This window comes from Colwellia sp. MB02u-14 (assembly GCF_014076915.1).
Taxonomy (GTDB): Bacteria; Pseudomonadota; Gammaproteobacteria; order Enterobacterales; family Alteromonadaceae; genus Colwellia_A.
Genome location: NZ_JACGUX010000081.1, coordinates 41,449 through 59,131, shown reverse-complemented (window position 1 = coordinate 59,131; position 17,683 = coordinate 41,449). Strand labels below are relative to the sequence as shown.

The following is a 17,683-nucleotide window of genomic DNA, read 5'->3' as shown; positions in this document are numbered from 1 at the left end:
CTTCTTTATCAATGGTGATCAGTAGCTATTTGCTGACTTATTTTCAGTGGTGTGTCCTAGCGTGTCAAGTAAACTGTTCAATAAGCTACTTGCGCCAAAACGAAAATGGTTATTATCAACCCACTCATTACCTAATATACTATCAGCTAAATCAAGGTAAACCGCGGCATCTTCAGCATTTCTAACACCACCTGCGGGTTTAAAACCAACATTGATGTTTTTATTTTTAATGACTTCAAGCATAATTTTAGCGGCTTCTGGTGTGGCATTAACCGGTACTTTACCTGTTGATGTTTTGATGTAATCAGCACCGGCATTAATTGCAATTTCACTTGCTTGTTCAATTAATACTGCTGATTTAAGCTCACCAGATTCGATAATAACTTTGAGCTTAGCAAATTCACCACAAGCTTGTTTACACACTTTTACCATATCAAAGCCAATCGCTTCGTTACCTTGCATTAATGCTTTGTAAGGAAAGACTAAATCAACTTCGTCAGCCCCGTAGGCAACAGCAGCTTGTGTTTCGGCTAGAGCGATATCTATATCGTCATTTCCGTGAGGAAAGTTAGTTACCGTAGCAATTTTTATATGAGGGGTTTGCTGTGCTTTTAATAGTTTTTTTGCGAGCGGTACAAACCGTGGGTATATACAGATAGCGGCCGTAGCGCCTGCTGATGAATTAGCTTGTTGACACAAGGTTTTAATTTCTTCTGTCGTTTCACTATCCGTTAAGCTTGTTAAATCAATTAACGAAAGGGCGCGCTGAGCAACTTTTTTAAGATCAGACATTACGATTATTTTCCTTTTATTTCTCTACAAAGAAATGAATACGCCGGCAATAGCAGCACTCATTAAATTAGCTAACGTTGCAGCTAACATTGCATGGACACCAAGCCTAGCGATATCACGTCTACGGCTAGGAGCCATTGAGCCAATACCACCAAGTAAAATGGCTATTGAAGATAAGTTAGCAAATCCACATAACGCGAACGTTACAATTGCTTGGGTTACCGGTGAAAGCGTGTCTTTTATTTCAACAAAATTTACGTAAGCAAAAAATTCATTTACAACCACTTTTTGGCCGATAAAACTGCCTGCTTGCAGCATTTCGTTTACCGGTACACCAATAATAAATGCGAAAGGGGCAAAAACGTATCCGAGAATGAGTTCGATAGTAATATTATCATATCCAAATAAACCACTAATACCGCCAACAATCGTATTTAGTAAAGCAATTAGCGCAATAAATGCCAATAACATTGCACCCACGTTTACCGCCAGTTTTAACCCAGATGCAGCTCCAGAAGCCGCTGCGTCAATGACGTTAGCCGGTTTATCATCGCCTTCATCGAAGTCAACTTCTTCTTGAATGATTTTTTCAGGTTCGGTTTCAGGATATATAATTTTAGCCATTAATAAACCGCCGGGAGCTGCCATGAAAGATGCCGCGATTAAATATTTAAGGTCAATACCTAAACCTGCATAACCTGCCATAATAGAGCCTGCTACAGAAGCAAGTCCCCCTACCATAATGGCAAAGAGTTCTGACTGTGTCATTTTAGCTATATAAGGACGAACAACTAAGGGGGCTTCAGTTTGACCAACAAATATATTGGCGGTGGCTGAAAGTGACTCTGGCTTACTGGTTTTTAATAATTTCTGTAAACTCCCGCCAATAATTTTGATGACCCATTGCATAATGCCAAGGTAGTAAAGAACGGCAATTAAAGAAGAGAAGAAAATAATATTAGGTAACACTCGAATAGCAAAAACAAAACCAACGCCATTTTCATACATTGCGTCTGTGCCAAGCCCACCAAAGAGAAAACTTATGCCAACCTTCGCACTGTCAATGACACTTTGTACGCTTGAGGTGATTGTCGTTAATACGTCTTTACCAAAGGGAACATATAAAACAAAAGCACCCAGTAACAGTTGTAATAAAAAGGCAAAACCTACGGTACGAAAGTTAATATCTTTTTTGCTTTTTGAAAGTCCATAGGCGATGGCTAATAAAACAAATATGCCTATTACCCCTCTATATGCGGAAAAATCCATAAATCCCCTTAATTTATAATTATTGTTATTTTTATTTTTGTAGTGGTAGTTTTGAGAGTTGGCGTATTTTTGCTTTAAGCACTTCAATCGCCATTCTGTTTTTTCCGCCGCGAGTGATCACTATATCAGCCCAAGCTTTAGAGGGTTCAATAAATTGATAGTACATCGGTCTCACTGTTTCTAAATATTGATTGGTTACCGACTCAATACTTCTATTGCGTTCAGTTAAATCGCGTTTAATGCGTCTAACCAAGCAGATATCAAGTGGTGTGTCCATGTAAACTTTAATGTCAAACTGATCTCGAAGTGCTTTATCTGTCAGTAATAAAATGCCTTCAACCAAGACAATCTTGGTGGGTGTAAATCTGCGGGTTTCATTTAAACGTGTGTGTGTTTTATAACAATAAATAGGCACATCGATAGATTTATTTTCAGTGATACTTTTTAAGTGCTCGGCTAATAAATCATGCTCAAAGGCGCTTGGGTTGTCGTAGTTTGTTTGTTCACGTTCAGACATCGTTAAATGAGATTGTGAGCGGTAGTATGCGTCTTCACTTAAAATGGAAATACCGTCTTCACCTAGTTCATCGATAAGTTCATCATGAATCGTATGCGCAAAAAGGGTTTTACCCGATGCTGATGGACCAGTGATTGTAATAATTGTCGGTTTATTTGCGTTCAATGTTTTTGCCTGTCGATAATTCAGCTTCAAAAATAATTTTAATTCTGCCATCCGCTGTAGAGATGACAGTAATTAAAAGCTAGTTTATACTTTTATGATGTAATGATGAAAAATACGTTACTTTATCAGCGTATTTTTAAAAGCATCATTTACCCCATTTTCAAAAGGTGATAAATTAGCACAACTTGACCATGTGGTCATGTTTTATTCTGCTATTTATGAATATATATTTGAAAAATGATCATAAAGGAAATGCTATGGCCCGCGCAATAGTTTTAGTGATAGACAGTTTTGGCATCGGTTACTCTGCTGACGCAGCAGAATTTGGTGATGTTGGTGCAAATACCCTTGCTAACCTTGCTAAGGCATATTACACCGAGACAGGAAAGGCCATAAACTTACCTAACCTTGCAAGTTTAGGTTTATTTAAAGCTGGCCACGAGGCTTCAAATACTGATTTTCCACAGCAAGGTGGTGAGCCCAAAAAAGGCGCTTACGGTTATGCACAAGAAATAAGCACCGGCAAAGATACGCCGAGTGGACACTGGGAAATGGCCGGTGTTCCCGTACTTTTTGACTGGGGATATTTCACCAATAAAGAAAATGCCTTCCCTGAAGATTTGATTGAAAAAGTTAATCTGGCGACAGGCTTTAGCGGTATGTTAGGTAATTGTCATGCCTCTGGCACTGACATTCTAGAAAAATTAGGGCAAGAGCATATCAAAACAGGTTTACCCATTTGTTATACCTCAGCAGACAGTGTCTTTCAAATAGCGGCACATGAAGAACATTTTGGTCTAGACAATCTTTATAAGTATTGTGAAACGGTACGCGCTGAACTTGAAGGCTTAAATATAGGACGAGTTATAGCAAGACCTTTTATTGGTGAGACTCCCGAAAATTTTGCGAGAACTGGTAACCGTCGCGATTACTCGGTATTACCACCAGCGCCGACGGTACTTGATAAAATTTATGATGCCGGTACTCATGTGATAAGTGTCGGTAAAATTGCTGACATTTTTGCTCATCAAGGCATTAGTGAAAAAACCAAGGCAACGGGATTAGATGCGTTATTAGATGCAACCATCACTCATATTAATAGCGCACAAGATAATGCATTAATCTTTACTAATTTAGTTAATTTTGATCAGGACTTTGGCCATCGACGTAACCCAGTAGGTTATGCTAGAGAGCTTGAAGCTTTTGATGCTCGCATCCCTGAAGTACTGAGTGCGATGAAAGATAGCGATGTATTGTTTCTAACGGCTGACCATGGTTGTGATCCAACTTGGCCAGGTAGCGATCATACACGTGAATATGTGCCGGTATTAGCCTATCATCACAATATTGCTTCAGTGAATTTAGGTAGACGAACCACTTTTGCTGATTTAGGACAAACCATAGCAGAACTGTTTAGTGTTGAAGAAATGGCTTACGGGACAAGCTTTTTAACGGAGCTTGGTTTTAATAACACATAGCCATTTTTTGCTTGATCAAACCATTTACTTGGCTTAAATAGTTGATATAAAAAAGGGTTAGCCATTAATGCTAACCCTTTTTATGTTTAGGATAAACGGTCAGTTTATTTTTCAAACAAAACTTAGTCTCTATATCCTTGTATGCAATGTTGTGGTGCTCTGGCCGTTCTTAGGCGTTTATACCTATTAGCATGAGTATTTCCATCCACGTCGATGGCTAATCACAACATAACCTTCATTTAAACGTTATAGAATACTTTCTAAAGTTAATTCCATCATGTCTTTAAACGTTGTTTCACGTTCATCAGCTGTAGTTTGTTCACCCGTTTTAATATGGTCGCTCACCGTTAACACCGTTAATGCTTTTTTACCGTATTCTGCTGCTACGCCATAAAGACCCGCTGCTTCCATTTCAACCGCTAAAATTCCATATTTCTCCATGGTGGCAAACATTTCTGGTTGAGGTGTGTAAAATAAATCAGCCGTAAAAATGTTACCTACGCGTACGGGCTTATTTAATCGTTCGGCAGTATCTACCACACTTTTTAATAATGAAAAATCTGCACATGCTGCAAAGTCAACGCCATGAAAACGCTGTCTGTTCACGTTAGAGTCAGTACTTGCTGCCATACCTATAACAATATCACGCACTTTTATGTCGTCACGAACAGCGCCACAAGAGCCAATGCGAATAATACTTTCAACGCCGTAGTCTTTATAAAGTTCAGTCGCGTATATTGAAACGCTAGGGATCCCCATTCCTGAACCCATGACTGAAATAGGCTTACCTTTATAAGTGCCCGTGTAACCAAACATGTTACGAACACGCGTTACGCATTTAACATTTTCTAAGAAATTATCGGCAATATATTTTGCTCTAAGCGGATCGCCCGGCATTAATACTGTTTTTGCAAAGTCGCCGGCTTGAGCTTCAATATGTGGTGTTGGCATAAGAGTTATCCTTTAGTTCGTTAAGTGTAACTCAGTAAGTTTTTAGCCAGAGCTGATGAGATCAAACTGCTATCAAGGATTTTTTACTGAAAAATTGTTTTTGACGATGTTTTAACATCGCCTAAGAGTTAATGGCGTTATAATAATACTAAGTGAAGAAACGATCAATTATCGATTGATCATTAACGCCAATACAGCACTTATCTTCACCTATATTTTTAATTCACGTAGGCTTTGTTTTTCTTCGTTGCTTAAAAAGCTCATTTCAATCGCGTTGGTTTGTAATTGAGTTATTTGCTCTTCATTGAGCTTAAGTAATTTGCTCGCAAGATTGAATTCATCTTCAAGCTCAATGTTTTCAACGGCTGGATCATCGGTATTGAGGCAAACATTAAGACCATTCGCTAAAAAGGTTTTAATGGGGTGCTTGGTTAAGTCTTTTATCGTACCTGTTTGGTAATTCGAGGTGAGGCATGACTCAAGACCAATTTCATGTTTACGCATGTAATCCATAAGTTTGTGATCTTTTACACAAGCTACGCCGTGACCAATTCTTGTTGCGCCAAGTTTTTCTATGGCATGCCAAACACTTTCTGGGCCAGCAGCTTCACCCGCATGTGCTGTTATCTGTAAACCTGCATCGAGGGCTTTTTTGAAATGGCTTTCAAAAAGATGACCAGGAAAATTATATTCATCTCCGGCTAAATCAAGTGCAACAATATTATCTTTATGGGCTAATATTGCATTGAGTTCGGTTTGGCAGTTTTCAACACCAAAGGTACGGCTAAGAATGCCAATTAAGTTTATTTTGGTAGGATATTTTTTACACCCTTGATTGACCCCTTCAATAATAGCCTCAACAACACCTTCAATAGGCAGTTGATGGGTCATCGCCATATAAAATGGCGAAAAACGTAACTCGGCATAGTCAATGTTGGCCAAGTAAGCGTCTTCAACATTTTCATAACCAATACGAATGACATCATCTAATGACGTTATGACTTTAACGCCCCAATCTAATTTCTTTAAAAAAGCGAGTAGGTCGGCCTCATTATTAGTAATTTTAATGTGCGGGAGGAAGTCTTCAAAATTAGCTTCAGGTAGTTGAATATTGTTCTTTTGGGCTAATTGCCAAACAGTTTTAGGGCGAATGTTACCGTCTAAATGTCGGTGAAGGTCTATAAGTGGCAGTTGCTTGTTATACATGGGGAAATGTTGTCCTAATAATATAAAGTGTTGCTCGTTAATACGAGCAACGGTTAACGCTTATTTTCTATTTTAGCTTAAAATCCTTAATATGCTGCTAGGGGTTCATTAATTAAAGCTTTAATTTAACGGAGATAGGGCAATGATCGGTTAAGGTGTTAGCGAGCTCTCGTGTGTATTTCTCTTTAAAGACTAATTGTTCAAAAGAGTTGTCTACATACATACTTTTAGCGCTAGGGTTAAACACAATATGGTCTATATAGTCTTTGTAGTAACCGCCCCAACAATCAGAGTTTTTAGTGGCTGTAGGTGTCCAAAGTGACTCGTTTGCTTCATCGTCTAGTGCTTGCCATAAACCTTGATCTTCAGCGTATTTATGACTTATGTCTTGTGAGAATCGGCGGTTAAAATCGCCAAGTACAATAAAGGCTTCGTCATCTTTAGCGCGCTCATCTACCCAACGTTCAAGTGGTTCAATTTGCATACTCAGGGTAGTACATGCTTCTTTTAATCTTAATTCTTTATCGGTATTACTTGGCAATAAAGCGAGGTTTTTAGCATCGAGTGGCAAGGCAAAGCAACCCGATTTCAAATGTACCGCAAGGAGTCTTATTTCTTTACCGTTTCTCGATAAGGTGACATCCATACCGTGTCTCACTCGGGTAACATTTAACGCTTTATATTCTTTAGCAACAACCCTTAAGCCTGCTGATTTTTTAACGGCAACACCAACACGTTGTACCCAATCTTTGGTTGAAAAATAAAAGTCATATTCATTACCAAATACCTTACGAGCCCAATTTTCATCTTCAACCTCCTGCAAAGCAATGACGTCTGCATCTAGTTGTTTGGCATATACAGCTAATTGCTGATAATCGTTAGATTTTCGTTTATTATATTCATGAGAACCTAACCAAGCGATATTCCATGAAGCTACTTTTAGTTCTTGTGAGTAACTGGGTGAAACATACATGAGGCTAAAGAGTAAACTAGCAGTTGTTAATATTTTTTTTTGCATTAATACTTCTCTTAGTTAAACTCAATGTATTATTTTGAGCACTGGTAGATAATAAAAGTTAATTCGTTGAATAATTTACTTAACCATTCGGTCAACAATTGATATAATTTGTCACATTACACTACTTTTACAGTAAGAAACAACCACTATGAATAAAAAATTTATTACCGCACAAGAACTACTCGAAGATTCTTTTAGACTCGCAGCACAAGTATTTGAAGATGGTTTTAGACCCCAGTTTATCATTGGTATATGGCGTGGCGGAGCACCTGTTGGTATTGCAGTTCAAGAATATTTTGATTTCAAAAATGTTGAAACTGACCATATTGCTGTTCGTACGTCTTCTTACTACGGTATTAACCAACAAAGTAAAGAAATTAAAGTGCATGGTTTGCATTACATTATCGAAAATGCCAATGCCACTGATGGTTTACTGATTGTTGACGACGTGTTTGATTCAGGCAGAAGTATTGACGCGTTGATAAAACAGCTTAAGAAGTTAGCACGCAACAACATGCCTACCGATGTTCGTATTGCTTGCCCTTGGTATAAACCAACCAATAACGTAGTTGACATAAAACCTGATTATTATGTTCACGAGTCAGATGAGTGGTTGGTTTTTCCACATGAATTATCAGGTTTAACGCAAGAAGAAATTGCCGAAGGCAAAGCAGACTTAGCAAATATATTACATCTTTTAAAATAATTAAAGGTTGAGACGTTAATGAAGCTTTTATCCTTTTTAGCCTTTTATCTCTCTACTTCTTTTGTACTTGCTGATGATGACTTTCATCAGCAAGTTACTTTACAAGGAAAGTGGCTGGTAGAGACCAATAAAGCGGTGATGTTAGACCCCCAAACTTCAGCATTAAAGTTGTGGCGAGGAAAGTTACTTTCATTATCTGACCGATCTGCTCATCACTCTCAGCAAAAACAATTACACATTATTGACCCTGCTTCAGCACTCGTGGCAGAAAAATCGCTCGTAATGACCTTATCGAACCAAGTAAAAGAAAGTTGCTTTTACCCATACTTAGCCGACAAACCTGACTTTGAAGCATTAGCTGTTGACCCTAACAATGATAACGTTTTTGTTGTTGTTACCGAAGATGCTCGCGACGGTGTTCAGCTTTCACCAGCATGTCAGCAACGCTTTAAAGAGACGGGCTCGACAAAATACCCATCACTATTAGTACGTTTAGAAATTGACGAAAACAATGTTTTGTCAATGACACATGTAAGGCCGCTCCAATTTAATGCGCGTTATAACGTAGGAGACTACGCTAATGATGGTATTGAGGGCTTGGCTTTTGGTAAAAACAACACGTTATATCTAGGTTTAGAAAAAGATAATAAAGGTGCGGCTCGTATTTTTTCATTGGCGTTAACTGAAAAATTTTGGGTGTCAGAAGAATTTGCGACTGTTGTAGATACTCACGTTGTATTACCGAATTTTAGTAAAGGACAACACCCGATAAATGGTATGGATTATTTACCTGTAGATAATCACCCTGGTTATCTAGCGGCGGCGGCAAGAAATGACAATCAATTATGGATTATTGATTTAGCAAATAAAAAACCAACAAAAGTTATTTCAATGACGTTTTTAGCGCCTGTTGTTAGTCATGATGAGGAGTGCAAAGACTGGGAGCTTATTGGTAATACCTCTTTAGAAGGTGTAGCGGTTGCTAATAATGAGATTTGGCTGATCAATGACCCTTGGAAAGCCCATTATATGGAAAATGTAAAATGTGCATCAAACCGCGATAACTATAAACGTTTAGCGCCGCTGTTATTTTCATTACCCATTGATAAGCATTGGTTTGAATAAATAAGTTGTCCGACAACAGCTTTGTGCAGAGTAAACGCTTAAAAATCAATATTAGTTATTTGTAATTATAGCCATATTGTTTACGAAGCTTACGTGAAGGTTTATAATGCGCAGGTTAACCAGTGGTGATCCCACTGGTTTTTTATGTCTGAGCTAACTCAGGCAGGTGACTCGCGAATAATAATCACATTTTTAAAACGCGCTAGCGTTATCGCGGAAAAATTAATATTGATAGAGTGGAAGTATAGCTAAACGCCATAACGTTCACTTTATTAGGCAATCAGCAGATTAGAAATAGGAAAGTAGATGAGCTCAGATTCAACAAAAATAATTTATACGATTACCGATGAAGCGCCCGCGTTGGCGACTCATTCTTTATTACCAATTATTCAAGCATTCACGGCTTCTTCAGGCATTAACGTAGAGACTCGTGATATATCACTTGCCGCTCGTGTATTGGCTAACTTTCCTAAATATTTAACAGCTGAACAGCGTGTAAGTGACGCTTTAGCAGAATTAGGCTTGTTAGCAAAAACACCTGAAGCTAATATTATTAAATTACCTAATGTTTCAGCTTCTATTCCACAATTAGAAGCGGTAATTAAAGAGCTGCAAGCGAAGGGTTATAATTTACCTAATTACCCAGCTGAGCCTCAAAATGAAGCAGAACAATCAATCAAGCTTACTTATGCAAAAGTTTTAGGCTCTGCCGTTAACCCTGTTTTGCGTGAAGGTAACTCAGACCGTCGTGCACCGAGTTCAGTTAAACAATATGCGCGTAAAAATCCACATTCTATGGGTGCTTGGTCAAAAGAATCAAAATCACACGTTGCTCATATGCCTGCAGGTGACTTTTACGGCAGTGAAAAATCAACAACACTAAATGCTGCAACGAATGTAAAAATAGAATTTGTTAGCGACAATGGTGATGTTACTTTATTAAAAGAACACCTACCTTTGTTAGACAAAGAGATTATTGATGCTGCGGTAATGAGCAAGTCTGCATTAGTTGAGTTTTATGAAGCCGAAACAGCTAAAGCCAAAGAAGAGGGCGTTTTACTTTCTCTTCATTTAAAAGCAACCATGATGAAGGTGTCAGATCCGATCATGTTTGGTTATGCGGTTAAAGTTTTCTATAAAGACGTTTTTGATAAGCATGCCGCTATTTTTGAACAACTGGGTGTTAATGCTGATAATGGTATTGGCGATGTTTATGCAAAAATTTCTCGCTTACCAAGTGAAAAGCAAGCTGAAATTGAAGCTGACTTAGCGGCTGTTTATGCGACACGTCCAGAAGTTGCGATGGTTGATTCAGATAAAGGTATTACTAACTTCCATGTGCCTAGCGATGTTATTATCGATGCTTCAATGCCAGCCGCTTTAAGAGCATCAGGAATGATGTGGGATAAAGAGGGTAAGCAAAAAGATACTAAATTTATGATCCCTGATCGTAACTACGCGGGTGTATTCTCAGCGGTTGTTGATTTTTGTCGTGAAAATGGTGCCTTTAATCCAACAACTATGGGTACCGTTCCAAACGTTGGCTTAATGGCTCAAAAAGCTGAAGAGTATGGCTCGCACGACAAAACATTTACAATGACAGGTAAAGGCTCTGTTCGTGTTGTAAATGACAACGGCGAAACGCTATTAGAACATAGCGTTGCTCAAGGTGATATTTGGAGAATGTGTCAAGTTAAAGACGCACCTATTCAAGATTGGGTAAAACTAGCCGTAACACGTGCTAGAGCAACCAACGTTCCTACTATCTTTTGGTTAGACGAAAATCGTGGTCATGACGCCGAGATGATTAAAAAGGTTAATACCTATTTAGCTGATCATGACACGACAGATTTAGATATTAAAATTTTAGAGCCGGTTAAAGCGTGTGAATTTACTTTAGCTCGAACAGCGAATAGTGAAGATACTATTTCAGTAACGGGTAATGTTTTACGTGATTACCTCACTGATTTATTCCCAATTTTGGAATTAGGAACGAGTGCTAAAATGCTTTCAATTGTGCCACTTATGAACGGTGGTGGGTTATTTGAAACAGGCGCAGGCGGTTCAGCACCTAAGCACGTACAACAATTTGAAAAAGAAAACCATTTACGTTGGGATTCTTTAGGTGAGTTTTTAGCACTTGCTGCCTCTTTAGAACATGTAAGTGTTCATACAAAGAATAACAAAGCACAAGTCCTTGCAGATACATTGGATTCAGCAACGGGCAAGTTCCTTGATGAAAATAAATCACCTTCTCGCAGAGTTGGTGAATTAGACAACCGTGGCAGCCACTTTTATCTTGCTATGTATTGGGCACAAGCACTTGCCGAGCAAACGAATGATGAAGAGTTGAAAGCCGGTTTTACAGCGATAGCTCAAGCATTAACTAAGCAAGAAGATAAAATTATTGCTGAATTAAATGCCGCGCAAGGACCAGCAATGAACATCAATGGTTACTACTATGCTGACGTTGAACTTGCGAGTAAAGCAATGCGACCAAGCGAAACCTTTAATACGATATTATCTAGCTTACTCTAACGGAGTACGTGATATAAAAAAGGCTGAGCATCGTTATAGATGCTCAGCCTTTTTATTGAACGCTAGACATTATTTAGATATTTTAACTCTAATTCTGTTACTGCCAATTCTAGTTTCATGAAGCGCTTTGATCGCTTTTTTAGCTTCAGCTTCAGTCGGCATTTCAACAAAAGCAAAACCCTTAGATTTTCCCGTTTCTTGATCTAAAACTAAAGTACATTCGGTGACACCACCATGAGCTGAAAATAAAATCCGAATTTCTTGTTCGGTTGTAGAGCGAGATAAATTACGTACTAATAGTTTCATCAACAATCCTATAAAAATAATATTAAAAGTAATTATCTCAAGATAGTTTACATTCACCAAGCTATTTTATTTCATTAACCGTTATTAATGCCTTTCAAACATGTAATTTAAACGAATGTTTGAATTATTCACCGTCGTTATAGTCGATATCACCTATTCTGTATTAGTGCTGAAGCTCTTTTTCATTTATTTTTAACGTTAAAGGGAAGATAACCTATACTAAAACAAGCAGTTTTATCCATAATTTAAATAATATAGGTGTTAAGTTCAAAAGCCCTTAATGTTATTTTGCAAAAGAAGAGGAATCGTATATGTCTACAAATGTAATAATCCCCACAGACGGTCAAGCCATTACTAGCGAGAACGGAAAACTACGTGTCCCTAACAATCCAATTATTCCTTTTATTGAAGGTGACGGTATCGGTATCGATGTGACACCACCGATGATAAAAGTTGTTAATGCTGCTGTTGAAAAAGCCTATAACAGTGAACGTAAAATTCATTGGATGGAGGTTTACGCCGGGGAAAAAGCAACACAAGTGTACGATTCAGAAACATGGTTGCCTGATGAAACCTTAGACATGTTCAAACAATATAAAGTAGGAATAAAAGGGCCCTTAACGACACCCGTTGGTGGCGGTATGCGTTCATTAAACGTAGCCCTAAGACAAATATTAGATCTTTATGTTTGCCAGCGCCCAGTGCAATGGTTCACTGGTGTACCAAGCCCGGTTAAAAAGCCAAGTGAAGTTGACATGGTTATCTTTCGAGAAAACTCCGAAGATATTTATGCAGGTATCGAATATAAAGCCGGTACTGAACAAGCTAAAAAAATGATTAATTTTTTAATTGAAGAAATGGGTGCGACAAAAATTCGTTTTACCGAAAACTGTGGCATTGGTATTAAGCCAGTGTCTAAAGAAGGTACTGAGCGTTTAGTGAGAAAAGCCATTCAGTATGCCATTGATCACGACAGAGAGTCGGTGACCTTAGTACACAAGGGCAATATCATGAAATACACCGAAGGCGCCTTTAAAGAGTGGGGTTACCAATTAGCACGTGATGAATTTGGTGCTGACTTTATTGCAGGGGGGCCGTGGTGTTCATTTGTAAACCCAAAAACTGGCAAAGAGATTATCATCAAGGATGTTATTGCTGATGCAATGTTACAACAAATATTATTAAGACCTGCTGAATACAGTGTAATAGCGACCTTAAATTTGAACGGGGACTATATATCTGATGCCTTAGCTGCACAAGTTGGTGGTATTGGTATTGCACCAGGCGCGAATATGAATGACGACATTGCCATCTTTGAAGCAACGCATGGCACAGCACCAAAATATGCCGGCTTGAATAAGGTCAACCCAGGCTCTGTTATTTTGTCAGCTGAAATGATGTTAAGACATATGGGCTGGGTTGAAGCGGCTGACTTACTACTTAAAGGAATGTCGGGAGCTATTAATGCAAAAACAGTTACTTATGATTTCGAACGCTTGATGGACGGTGCGACCTTAGTCACCTGTTCAGAATTTGGCGATTGCATTATCGACCATATGTAACCCGCTAAGATGCTCAGTCGGGTAGTGCGCGACTGAGCATCTTTTAATGGAATTTTAGAATTTAAAGCTTGTTAAAAGCTTTCAATCTACAGAGATGTTATTCGACGTTAAGTGATAGATGCTAATGCTTATTTTACTGTATGTAGCAGACCTTCATACTGACTCACGAATTAATCGTTTAGAAATATCATCTATCATAGGTATAGGATCGTAATGTACAAAGGACAGCTCAAAAGCTGGAAAGACGATAAAGGCTTTGGATTCATTGAATCGAGTGAACTTAATCAAGATACGTTTATTCATATATCCTCACTAAAAAGCATGAGTAGAAAGCCTAAAGTAGGCGACTTCATCTACTTTGATATAGAAAAGCAAGCCACGGGTAAAACCAAAGCCATTAATTGTCGTATTGAAGGTGTTGCAGCTAAAGTCATTCAAAGACATAAACCGCGTATTCATAGAAGTACTTCAGCGCCTAAAAATAAACTTATCTTAATACTTGTGTTCATCGGTATTGGCGCTTTTGTATTTCAACGATTAGGGTTAGCGCCTTCAAGTTCAGCGCCACAACATTCAATATCACCACCGAGCCATTCATTACCGGTCAGTTCTTTTTCAAGTGAAAATTCACAGTTTGCATGTGATGGTAGGCAACACTGTAGCCAAATGACCTCGCGCTCAGAAGCCGAGTATTTTACACAGCATTGTCCAAACACGAAAATGGATGGTGATGGAGACGGTATTCCTTGTGAAAATGATTCACGCTTTTAAATCTTTTCAATGGTAGGTTCTTACCATGGGCCAATGAAAATAGTCTACAACGACCACAAAGCCTGAACAATGAGGATGCGAATAAAATATAAATCTATTTTAGCTAGCGGGAATATGGAATAATTTGTTATTCGGCTATCGACTTATTCAAAATGTTCTAAAAGGAACTAAAATACCATGTGGGCTATTACCAACACATCAAACAATCTTAAATTTTACTGCTTTGAAAATAAAGAGTTCATGAGTGTGGCTACGCTTAAGTACAAACTTGATAAGTTTGGCTATGTTGACAAGGAACTAGAGGATCATAACGTTGTGCTACAAGCATTAGATTCTGCTGGTATTCGTGTTTTTATTGATAGAAAAGAAGCGAAAGCACATATTACAAGCGAGAAAATAACGGGCTTTAAATACTTAGAACTAAATTGAAAAAAATTGTTAAACCAGTTTAAGCGATATTGACCCTGTCATAGATTTTTTGTAACTGCCTGTTTTAAATAAAGTCCTTTAAATGGTCTTGAATCAAATCATAAATCGATTCAAGACCGTTTTTCCTATTTCTAATAGGCATACTCGAATGAGACCCGCCTGTGACATAAGTCTATTTATTTTTCAATGTTGGCCAAAGAAAGGGAGTGGGCTTTTTGGAGGTCGTTTCTGATGCTGTTTTCTGGGCGAGTATCCCCCTGATTAATTTCCCTGTTTCTTTATGCTTACTACAAAATGTTTTTAGGTATAAAATTTCAACTCTACTACGTGCCCAAGGAGTTGTGCGCAAAAATTTTAAACTTGATTTAAGACGCGGCTTATTGGTGAAACAACGAATGTTAAGTAGCTCACCCATTTTATCCCAACCAATTTTCTTCTCCAGTTCGGTTAGGATCTGTTCAAGTTTCACCCCATGTAGCGGATCATTACTTTCATTCATAGTCTGCCTAAAATCAAAAATAGCATTGTAACAAGTTTTCTAAATATTGACAGAATTGATAGATGATACTTAGTCAGTAAACCGGCTTTTGATAAATATATAGACTTATTGGCAATCGATACAAGCGATAGCGTCATAATCATTAAACTAAAAAGAAATAAAACGTCACGAGATATTGTAGCTCAAGTAATCGATTATGCTTCTGGGTTCGTAGATATAGATCTCAGTAAACTGGTTGATATATGGTGAATAAAGCCAAAAGCGCCTATTAAAATAACAACGTTTGGATAGGGCGTTTAAGTATCAATTTGGGGCTGATGCAATGAAGTCTGATTAAATAATGCCGGTCATCAACTTTGATATTCTAACACCTTAAACATTGTAGAAGCTGGTGGTTGTGTTTGGATCAATATCCGGGTACTGGTTACGTTGGTGTTGCAGAAGTTATCAGTGATATACGTAGAGCTGATAAATATCAATTTAGGGACTTTAACAATAAAACACTTAACGAGTTAACCACTCAAGAAATTATCCAGCTTTTGAGAGCTTAGTTGATTATAATGCAGAATACTTAGTTCCAGTTAAATGGCATAATAGTAAATCAATTAAAACTGTTTTTAGTGAAACAGGCTTATGTGGTAATTAAAATTCTGTTTGTAAACCGACAACACCGAAATGGAGCCATACCATTGAGAGATTAAAAACAGACTTTAAATTGAATAAAATTACATCATTGAACGTGACACTACGTCAAAATTAACAAGGTAAGCCTCACAATTAAACATTTCATGCACGTAGCGCACAGTAAGAAAGAGTGATAATTATTATTAAGAATACAAAGAAGCGAACATAAATTTGATCCAGCGTTATATTTGCAAACTAGTTTTACATGAAACATTAATGCAGGCCGCTAAATAGATGAGATCACGTTTACAAGCATTGATTGAGTCGTTCTAGTGGTAAGCTTTGAGTAACACAGTTACAGGGAGCACTTCCCTATATTCTACATAGCCCACTATGTCCGATACTCTTCAGTATTGGACATAGTGAGTATAATGGTTTAGACTGCCTTTATATGTACTATCTACTTGGTTTTCAAAATAATGTTGTTAAATAAACCTGTTCCTTTATATCCACCATACATTGATTTGTGTGATTTTGATTTTGATGACTACCCAGAGTTAGATAAAATATTCTCATCAAATGAACCTTGGTGGCTTGAACAATTTGATTGGGGGAAAGTTTTCCTTACTTATATAGGTAGAAATAAATCTACACATACTTATGACCGATTTAGAAATGACGTTGAACGTTTTCTTTTGTGGTCATTTATTGAAAAGAAAAAACCAATAGATCAATTACGTAAATCAGACTTACTTGAATATGCTGACTTTTGTTGGCAGCCACCAGTTACTTGGATTGGTACATCAAATCAAGAACGTTTCAAAATATCCAATGGTTATTCCTTAGCTAATGAACTTTGGTTCCCATATAAAATCCAAGCACCTAAAAGTCTAAAATCTGAATATATCATCGATAAGAAAAAATATCGTCCATCACAACAAACACTTTCATCAATGTTTACCGCAATTATCGTTTTCTACAACTATTTAATGGCTGAGGATTTTTGCATTGGTAATCCCGCACAAATAGCTAAAAAAGATTGCCGACATTTTATAATAGACTCTCAAGTTAAAGAAGTTAAACGGTTAACCGCTAGTCAATGGCAATATGTTTTAGATACAGCCGTTGAAATGGCTGATGAAAATCCACTATTTGAACGAAATTTATTTGTTATCTCTGCATTAAAAACCCTTTTTTTAAGGATTTCCGAACTATCGGAACGTGAAAATTGGTCACCTACAATGGGACACTTTTGGCAAGACGATGATGAAAATTGGTGGCTTAAAGTCTTTGGGAAAAGCCGTAAATTACGGGATATCACGGTTCCTCTTGATTTCTTACCTTTTTTAGAGCGTTACCGTTCTTCCCGTGGTTTATTAGGTTTGCCATCAAGTAATGAAAATTCAATTCTTGTTGAGAAAGTTCGTGGTCAAGGTGGTATGACATCTCGACATTTACGCCGTTTAGTTCAAAGTGTTTTCGATCAAGCACATGAAAACATGCGCAGATCTGAAGGTGAAAATAAGGCATTAAAATTGAAAGAAGCTTCTGCCCATTGGTTAAGGCATACCGGTGCAAGTATGGAAATTGAACGCGGGCGCCCTCTTAAGGATATTTCAGAAGATCTTGGTCATGCAAGCATGGCAACAACCGATACGGTATATGTTCAAAGTGAAAATAAGAAACGTGCGGAAAGTGGTAAAAAAAGACAGGTTAATTAACCCAAC

General features: G+C 37.8%; 17 protein-coding genes. 9 read left to right on the top strand and 8 right to left on the bottom strand.

Annotated elements, in window-relative coordinates:
- Positions 1 to 18: 18 nt before the first annotated feature.
- The 3 genes from deoC to udk are packed head-to-tail and all read right to left on the bottom strand — an operon-like array spanning position 19 to position 2,743.
- Positions 19 to 792, bottom strand: a complete 774-nt coding sequence (gene deoC, locus H4J52_RS14470; protein WP_182225007.1) for a deoxyribose-phosphate aldolase — start codon at positions 790 to 792, stop codon at positions 19 to 21.
- A gap of 24 nt (positions 793 to 816) precedes the next feature.
- The gene (locus tag H4J52_RS14465) at positions 817 to 2,061 is read right to left on the bottom strand and encodes a NupC/NupG family nucleoside CNT transporter (RefSeq protein WP_182179402.1); all 1,245 of its coding nucleotides are present in this window, start codon (positions 2,059 to 2,061) and stop codon (positions 817 to 819) included.
- A 31-nt stretch (positions 2,062 to 2,092) separates the two neighbouring features.
- Complete coding sequence (gene udk / locus H4J52_RS14460) at positions 2,093 to 2,743, bottom strand: uridine kinase (protein WP_259366657.1); 651 nt, start codon at positions 2,741 to 2,743, stop codon at positions 2,093 to 2,095.
- 257 nt (positions 2,744 to 3,000) lie between these two features.
- Here udk and H4J52_RS14455 point away from each other — a divergent pair, with 257 nt between their 5' ends.
- Positions 3,001 to 4,221 (top strand): phosphopentomutase, encoded by a 1,221-nt coding sequence (locus H4J52_RS14455; RefSeq protein ID WP_182225003.1) that lies wholly within the window; start codon positions 3,001 to 3,003, stop codon positions 4,219 to 4,221.
- Positions 4,222 to 4,467: 246 nt separating this feature from the next.
- Here the strand turns inward: H4J52_RS14455 and deoD are convergent, their stop codons facing one another.
- The 3 genes from deoD to H4J52_RS14440 form a co-directional block, all read right to left on the bottom strand.
- Positions 4,468 to 5,172 (bottom strand): purine-nucleoside phosphorylase, encoded by a 705-nt coding sequence (gene deoD / locus H4J52_RS14450; RefSeq protein WP_146800086.1) that lies wholly within the window; start codon positions 5,170 to 5,172, stop codon positions 4,468 to 4,470.
- Positions 5,173 to 5,382: 210 nt separating this feature from the next.
- Entirely contained in the window at positions 5,383 to 6,378 is a 996-nt protein-coding gene (gene add, locus H4J52_RS14445) for an adenosine deaminase (protein ID WP_182179399.1), read from the bottom strand.
- Between the two features lie 112 nt (positions 6,379 to 6,490).
- Positions 6,491 to 7,396: an endonuclease/exonuclease/phosphatase family protein gene (locus tag H4J52_RS14440; protein WP_182225001.1), complete on the bottom strand. Its 906-nt coding sequence runs from the start codon at positions 7,394 to 7,396 to the stop codon at positions 6,491 to 6,493.
- A 148-nt stretch (positions 7,397 to 7,544) separates the two neighbouring features.
- Between H4J52_RS14440 and H4J52_RS14435 the strand changes: the two genes are divergently transcribed.
- From H4J52_RS14435 to H4J52_RS14425, 3 genes are all read left to right on the top strand, one after another.
- The gene (locus tag H4J52_RS14435; RefSeq protein ID WP_182179396.1) at positions 7,545 to 8,102 is read left to right on the top strand and encodes a phosphoribosyltransferase; all 558 of its coding nucleotides are present in this window, start codon (positions 7,545 to 7,547) and stop codon (positions 8,100 to 8,102) included.
- Positions 8,103 to 8,120: 18 nt separating this feature from the next.
- Positions 8,121 to 9,227, top strand: a complete 1,107-nt coding sequence (locus H4J52_RS14430) for a hypothetical protein (RefSeq protein WP_182224999.1) — start codon at positions 8,121 to 8,123, stop codon at positions 9,225 to 9,227.
- 306 nt (positions 9,228 to 9,533) lie between these two features.
- Positions 9,534 to 11,765: an NADP-dependent isocitrate dehydrogenase gene (locus H4J52_RS14425; RefSeq protein ID WP_182224997.1), complete on the top strand. Its 2,232-nt coding sequence runs from the start codon at positions 9,534 to 9,536 to the stop codon at positions 11,763 to 11,765.
- Between the two features lie 69 nt (positions 11,766 to 11,834).
- On the opposite strand, the gene H4J52_RS14420 is transcribed toward H4J52_RS14425, so the two are convergent.
- Positions 11,835 to 12,071: an RNA-binding protein gene (locus H4J52_RS14420; RefSeq protein ID WP_182179390.1), complete on the bottom strand. Its 237-nt coding sequence runs from the start codon at positions 12,069 to 12,071 to the stop codon at positions 11,835 to 11,837.
- A 311-nt stretch (positions 12,072 to 12,382) separates the two neighbouring features.
- Between H4J52_RS14420 and icd the strand changes: the two genes are divergently transcribed.
- The 3 genes from icd to H4J52_RS14405 all read left to right on the top strand — a co-directional run bounded on the left by icd (position 12,383) and on the right by H4J52_RS14405 (position 14,833).
- A complete protein-coding gene (icd, locus tag H4J52_RS14415) occupies positions 12,383 to 13,633 on the top strand; it encodes an NADP-dependent isocitrate dehydrogenase (RefSeq protein WP_182179388.1) in 1,251 nt (416 codons plus the stop codon).
- A gap of 213 nt (positions 13,634 to 13,846) precedes the next feature.
- On the top strand, positions 13,847 to 14,404 hold the full coding sequence (locus tag H4J52_RS14410) for a cold shock domain-containing protein (protein ID WP_182179386.1): 558 nt from the start codon (positions 13,847 to 13,849) through the stop codon (positions 14,402 to 14,404).
- A 246-nt stretch (positions 14,405 to 14,650) separates the two neighbouring features.
- Positions 14,651 to 14,833 (top strand): hypothetical protein, encoded by a 183-nt coding sequence (locus H4J52_RS14405; protein WP_182224995.1) that lies wholly within the window; start codon positions 14,651 to 14,653, stop codon positions 14,831 to 14,833.
- Positions 14,834 to 15,005: 172 nt separating this feature from the next.
- Here the strand turns inward: H4J52_RS14405 and H4J52_RS14400 are convergent, their stop codons facing one another.
- The gene (locus tag H4J52_RS14400) at positions 15,006 to 15,332 is read right to left on the bottom strand and encodes a VF530 family DNA-binding protein (RefSeq protein WP_182224993.1); all 327 of its coding nucleotides are present in this window, start codon (positions 15,330 to 15,332) and stop codon (positions 15,006 to 15,008) included.
- Positions 15,333 to 15,733: 401 nt separating this feature from the next.
- On the opposite strand from H4J52_RS14400, the gene H4J52_RS14395 reads away from it, so the two are divergent.
- Together H4J52_RS14395 and H4J52_RS14390 are read left to right on the top strand one after the other, a co-directional pair.
- On the top strand, positions 15,734 to 15,883 hold the full coding sequence (locus H4J52_RS14395; RefSeq protein ID WP_182179380.1) for a hypothetical protein: 150 nt from the start codon (positions 15,734 to 15,736) through the stop codon (positions 15,881 to 15,883).
- Positions 15,884 to 16,435: 552 nt separating this feature from the next.
- A complete protein-coding gene (locus H4J52_RS14390) occupies positions 16,436 to 17,677 on the top strand; it encodes a tyrosine-type recombinase/integrase (protein WP_182179378.1) in 1,242 nt (413 codons plus the stop codon).
- The last annotated feature ends 6 nt before the right edge of the window (positions 17,678 to 17,683 follow it).

Coding starts and splice junctions, on each gene's coding strand:
- deoC (WP_182225007.1), bottom strand. CDS start 792: ATGTCTGATCTTAAAAAAGTTGCTCAGCGCGCCCTTTCGTTAATTGAT.
- H4J52_RS14465 (WP_182179402.1), bottom strand. CDS start 2,061: ATGGATTTTTCCGCATATAGAGGGGTAATAGGCATATTTGTTTTATTA.
- H4J52_RS14455 (WP_182225003.1), top strand. CDS start 3,001: ATGGCCCGCGCAATAGTTTTAGTGATAGACAGTTTTGGCATCGGTTAC.
- deoD (WP_146800086.1), bottom strand. CDS start 5,172: ATGCCAACACCACATATTGAAGCTCAAGCCGGCGACTTTGCAAAAACA.
- add (WP_182179399.1), bottom strand. CDS start 6,378: ATGTATAACAAGCAACTGCCACTTATAGACCTTCACCGACATTTAGAC.
- H4J52_RS14440 (WP_182225001.1), bottom strand. CDS start 7,396: ATGCAAAAAAAAATATTAACAACTGCTAGTTTACTCTTTAGCCTCATG.
- H4J52_RS14435 (WP_182179396.1), top strand. CDS start 7,545: ATGAATAAAAAATTTATTACCGCACAAGAACTACTCGAAGATTCTTTT.
- H4J52_RS14430 (WP_182224999.1), top strand. CDS start 8,121: ATGAAGCTTTTATCCTTTTTAGCCTTTTATCTCTCTACTTCTTTTGTA.
- H4J52_RS14425 (WP_182224997.1), top strand. CDS start 9,534: ATGAGCTCAGATTCAACAAAAATAATTTATACGATTACCGATGAAGCG.
- H4J52_RS14420 (WP_182179390.1), bottom strand. CDS start 12,071: ATGAAACTATTAGTACGTAATTTATCTCGCTCTACAACCGAACAAGAA.
- icd (WP_182179388.1), top strand. CDS start 12,383: ATGTCTACAAATGTAATAATCCCCACAGACGGTCAAGCCATTACTAGC.
- H4J52_RS14410 (WP_182179386.1), top strand. CDS start 13,847: ATGTACAAAGGACAGCTCAAAAGCTGGAAAGACGATAAAGGCTTTGGA.
- H4J52_RS14400 (WP_182224993.1), bottom strand. CDS start 15,332: ATGAATGAAAGTAATGATCCGCTACATGGGGTGAAACTTGAACAGATC.
- H4J52_RS14390 (WP_182179378.1), top strand. CDS start 16,436: ATGTTGTTAAATAAACCTGTTCCTTTATATCCACCATACATTGATTTG.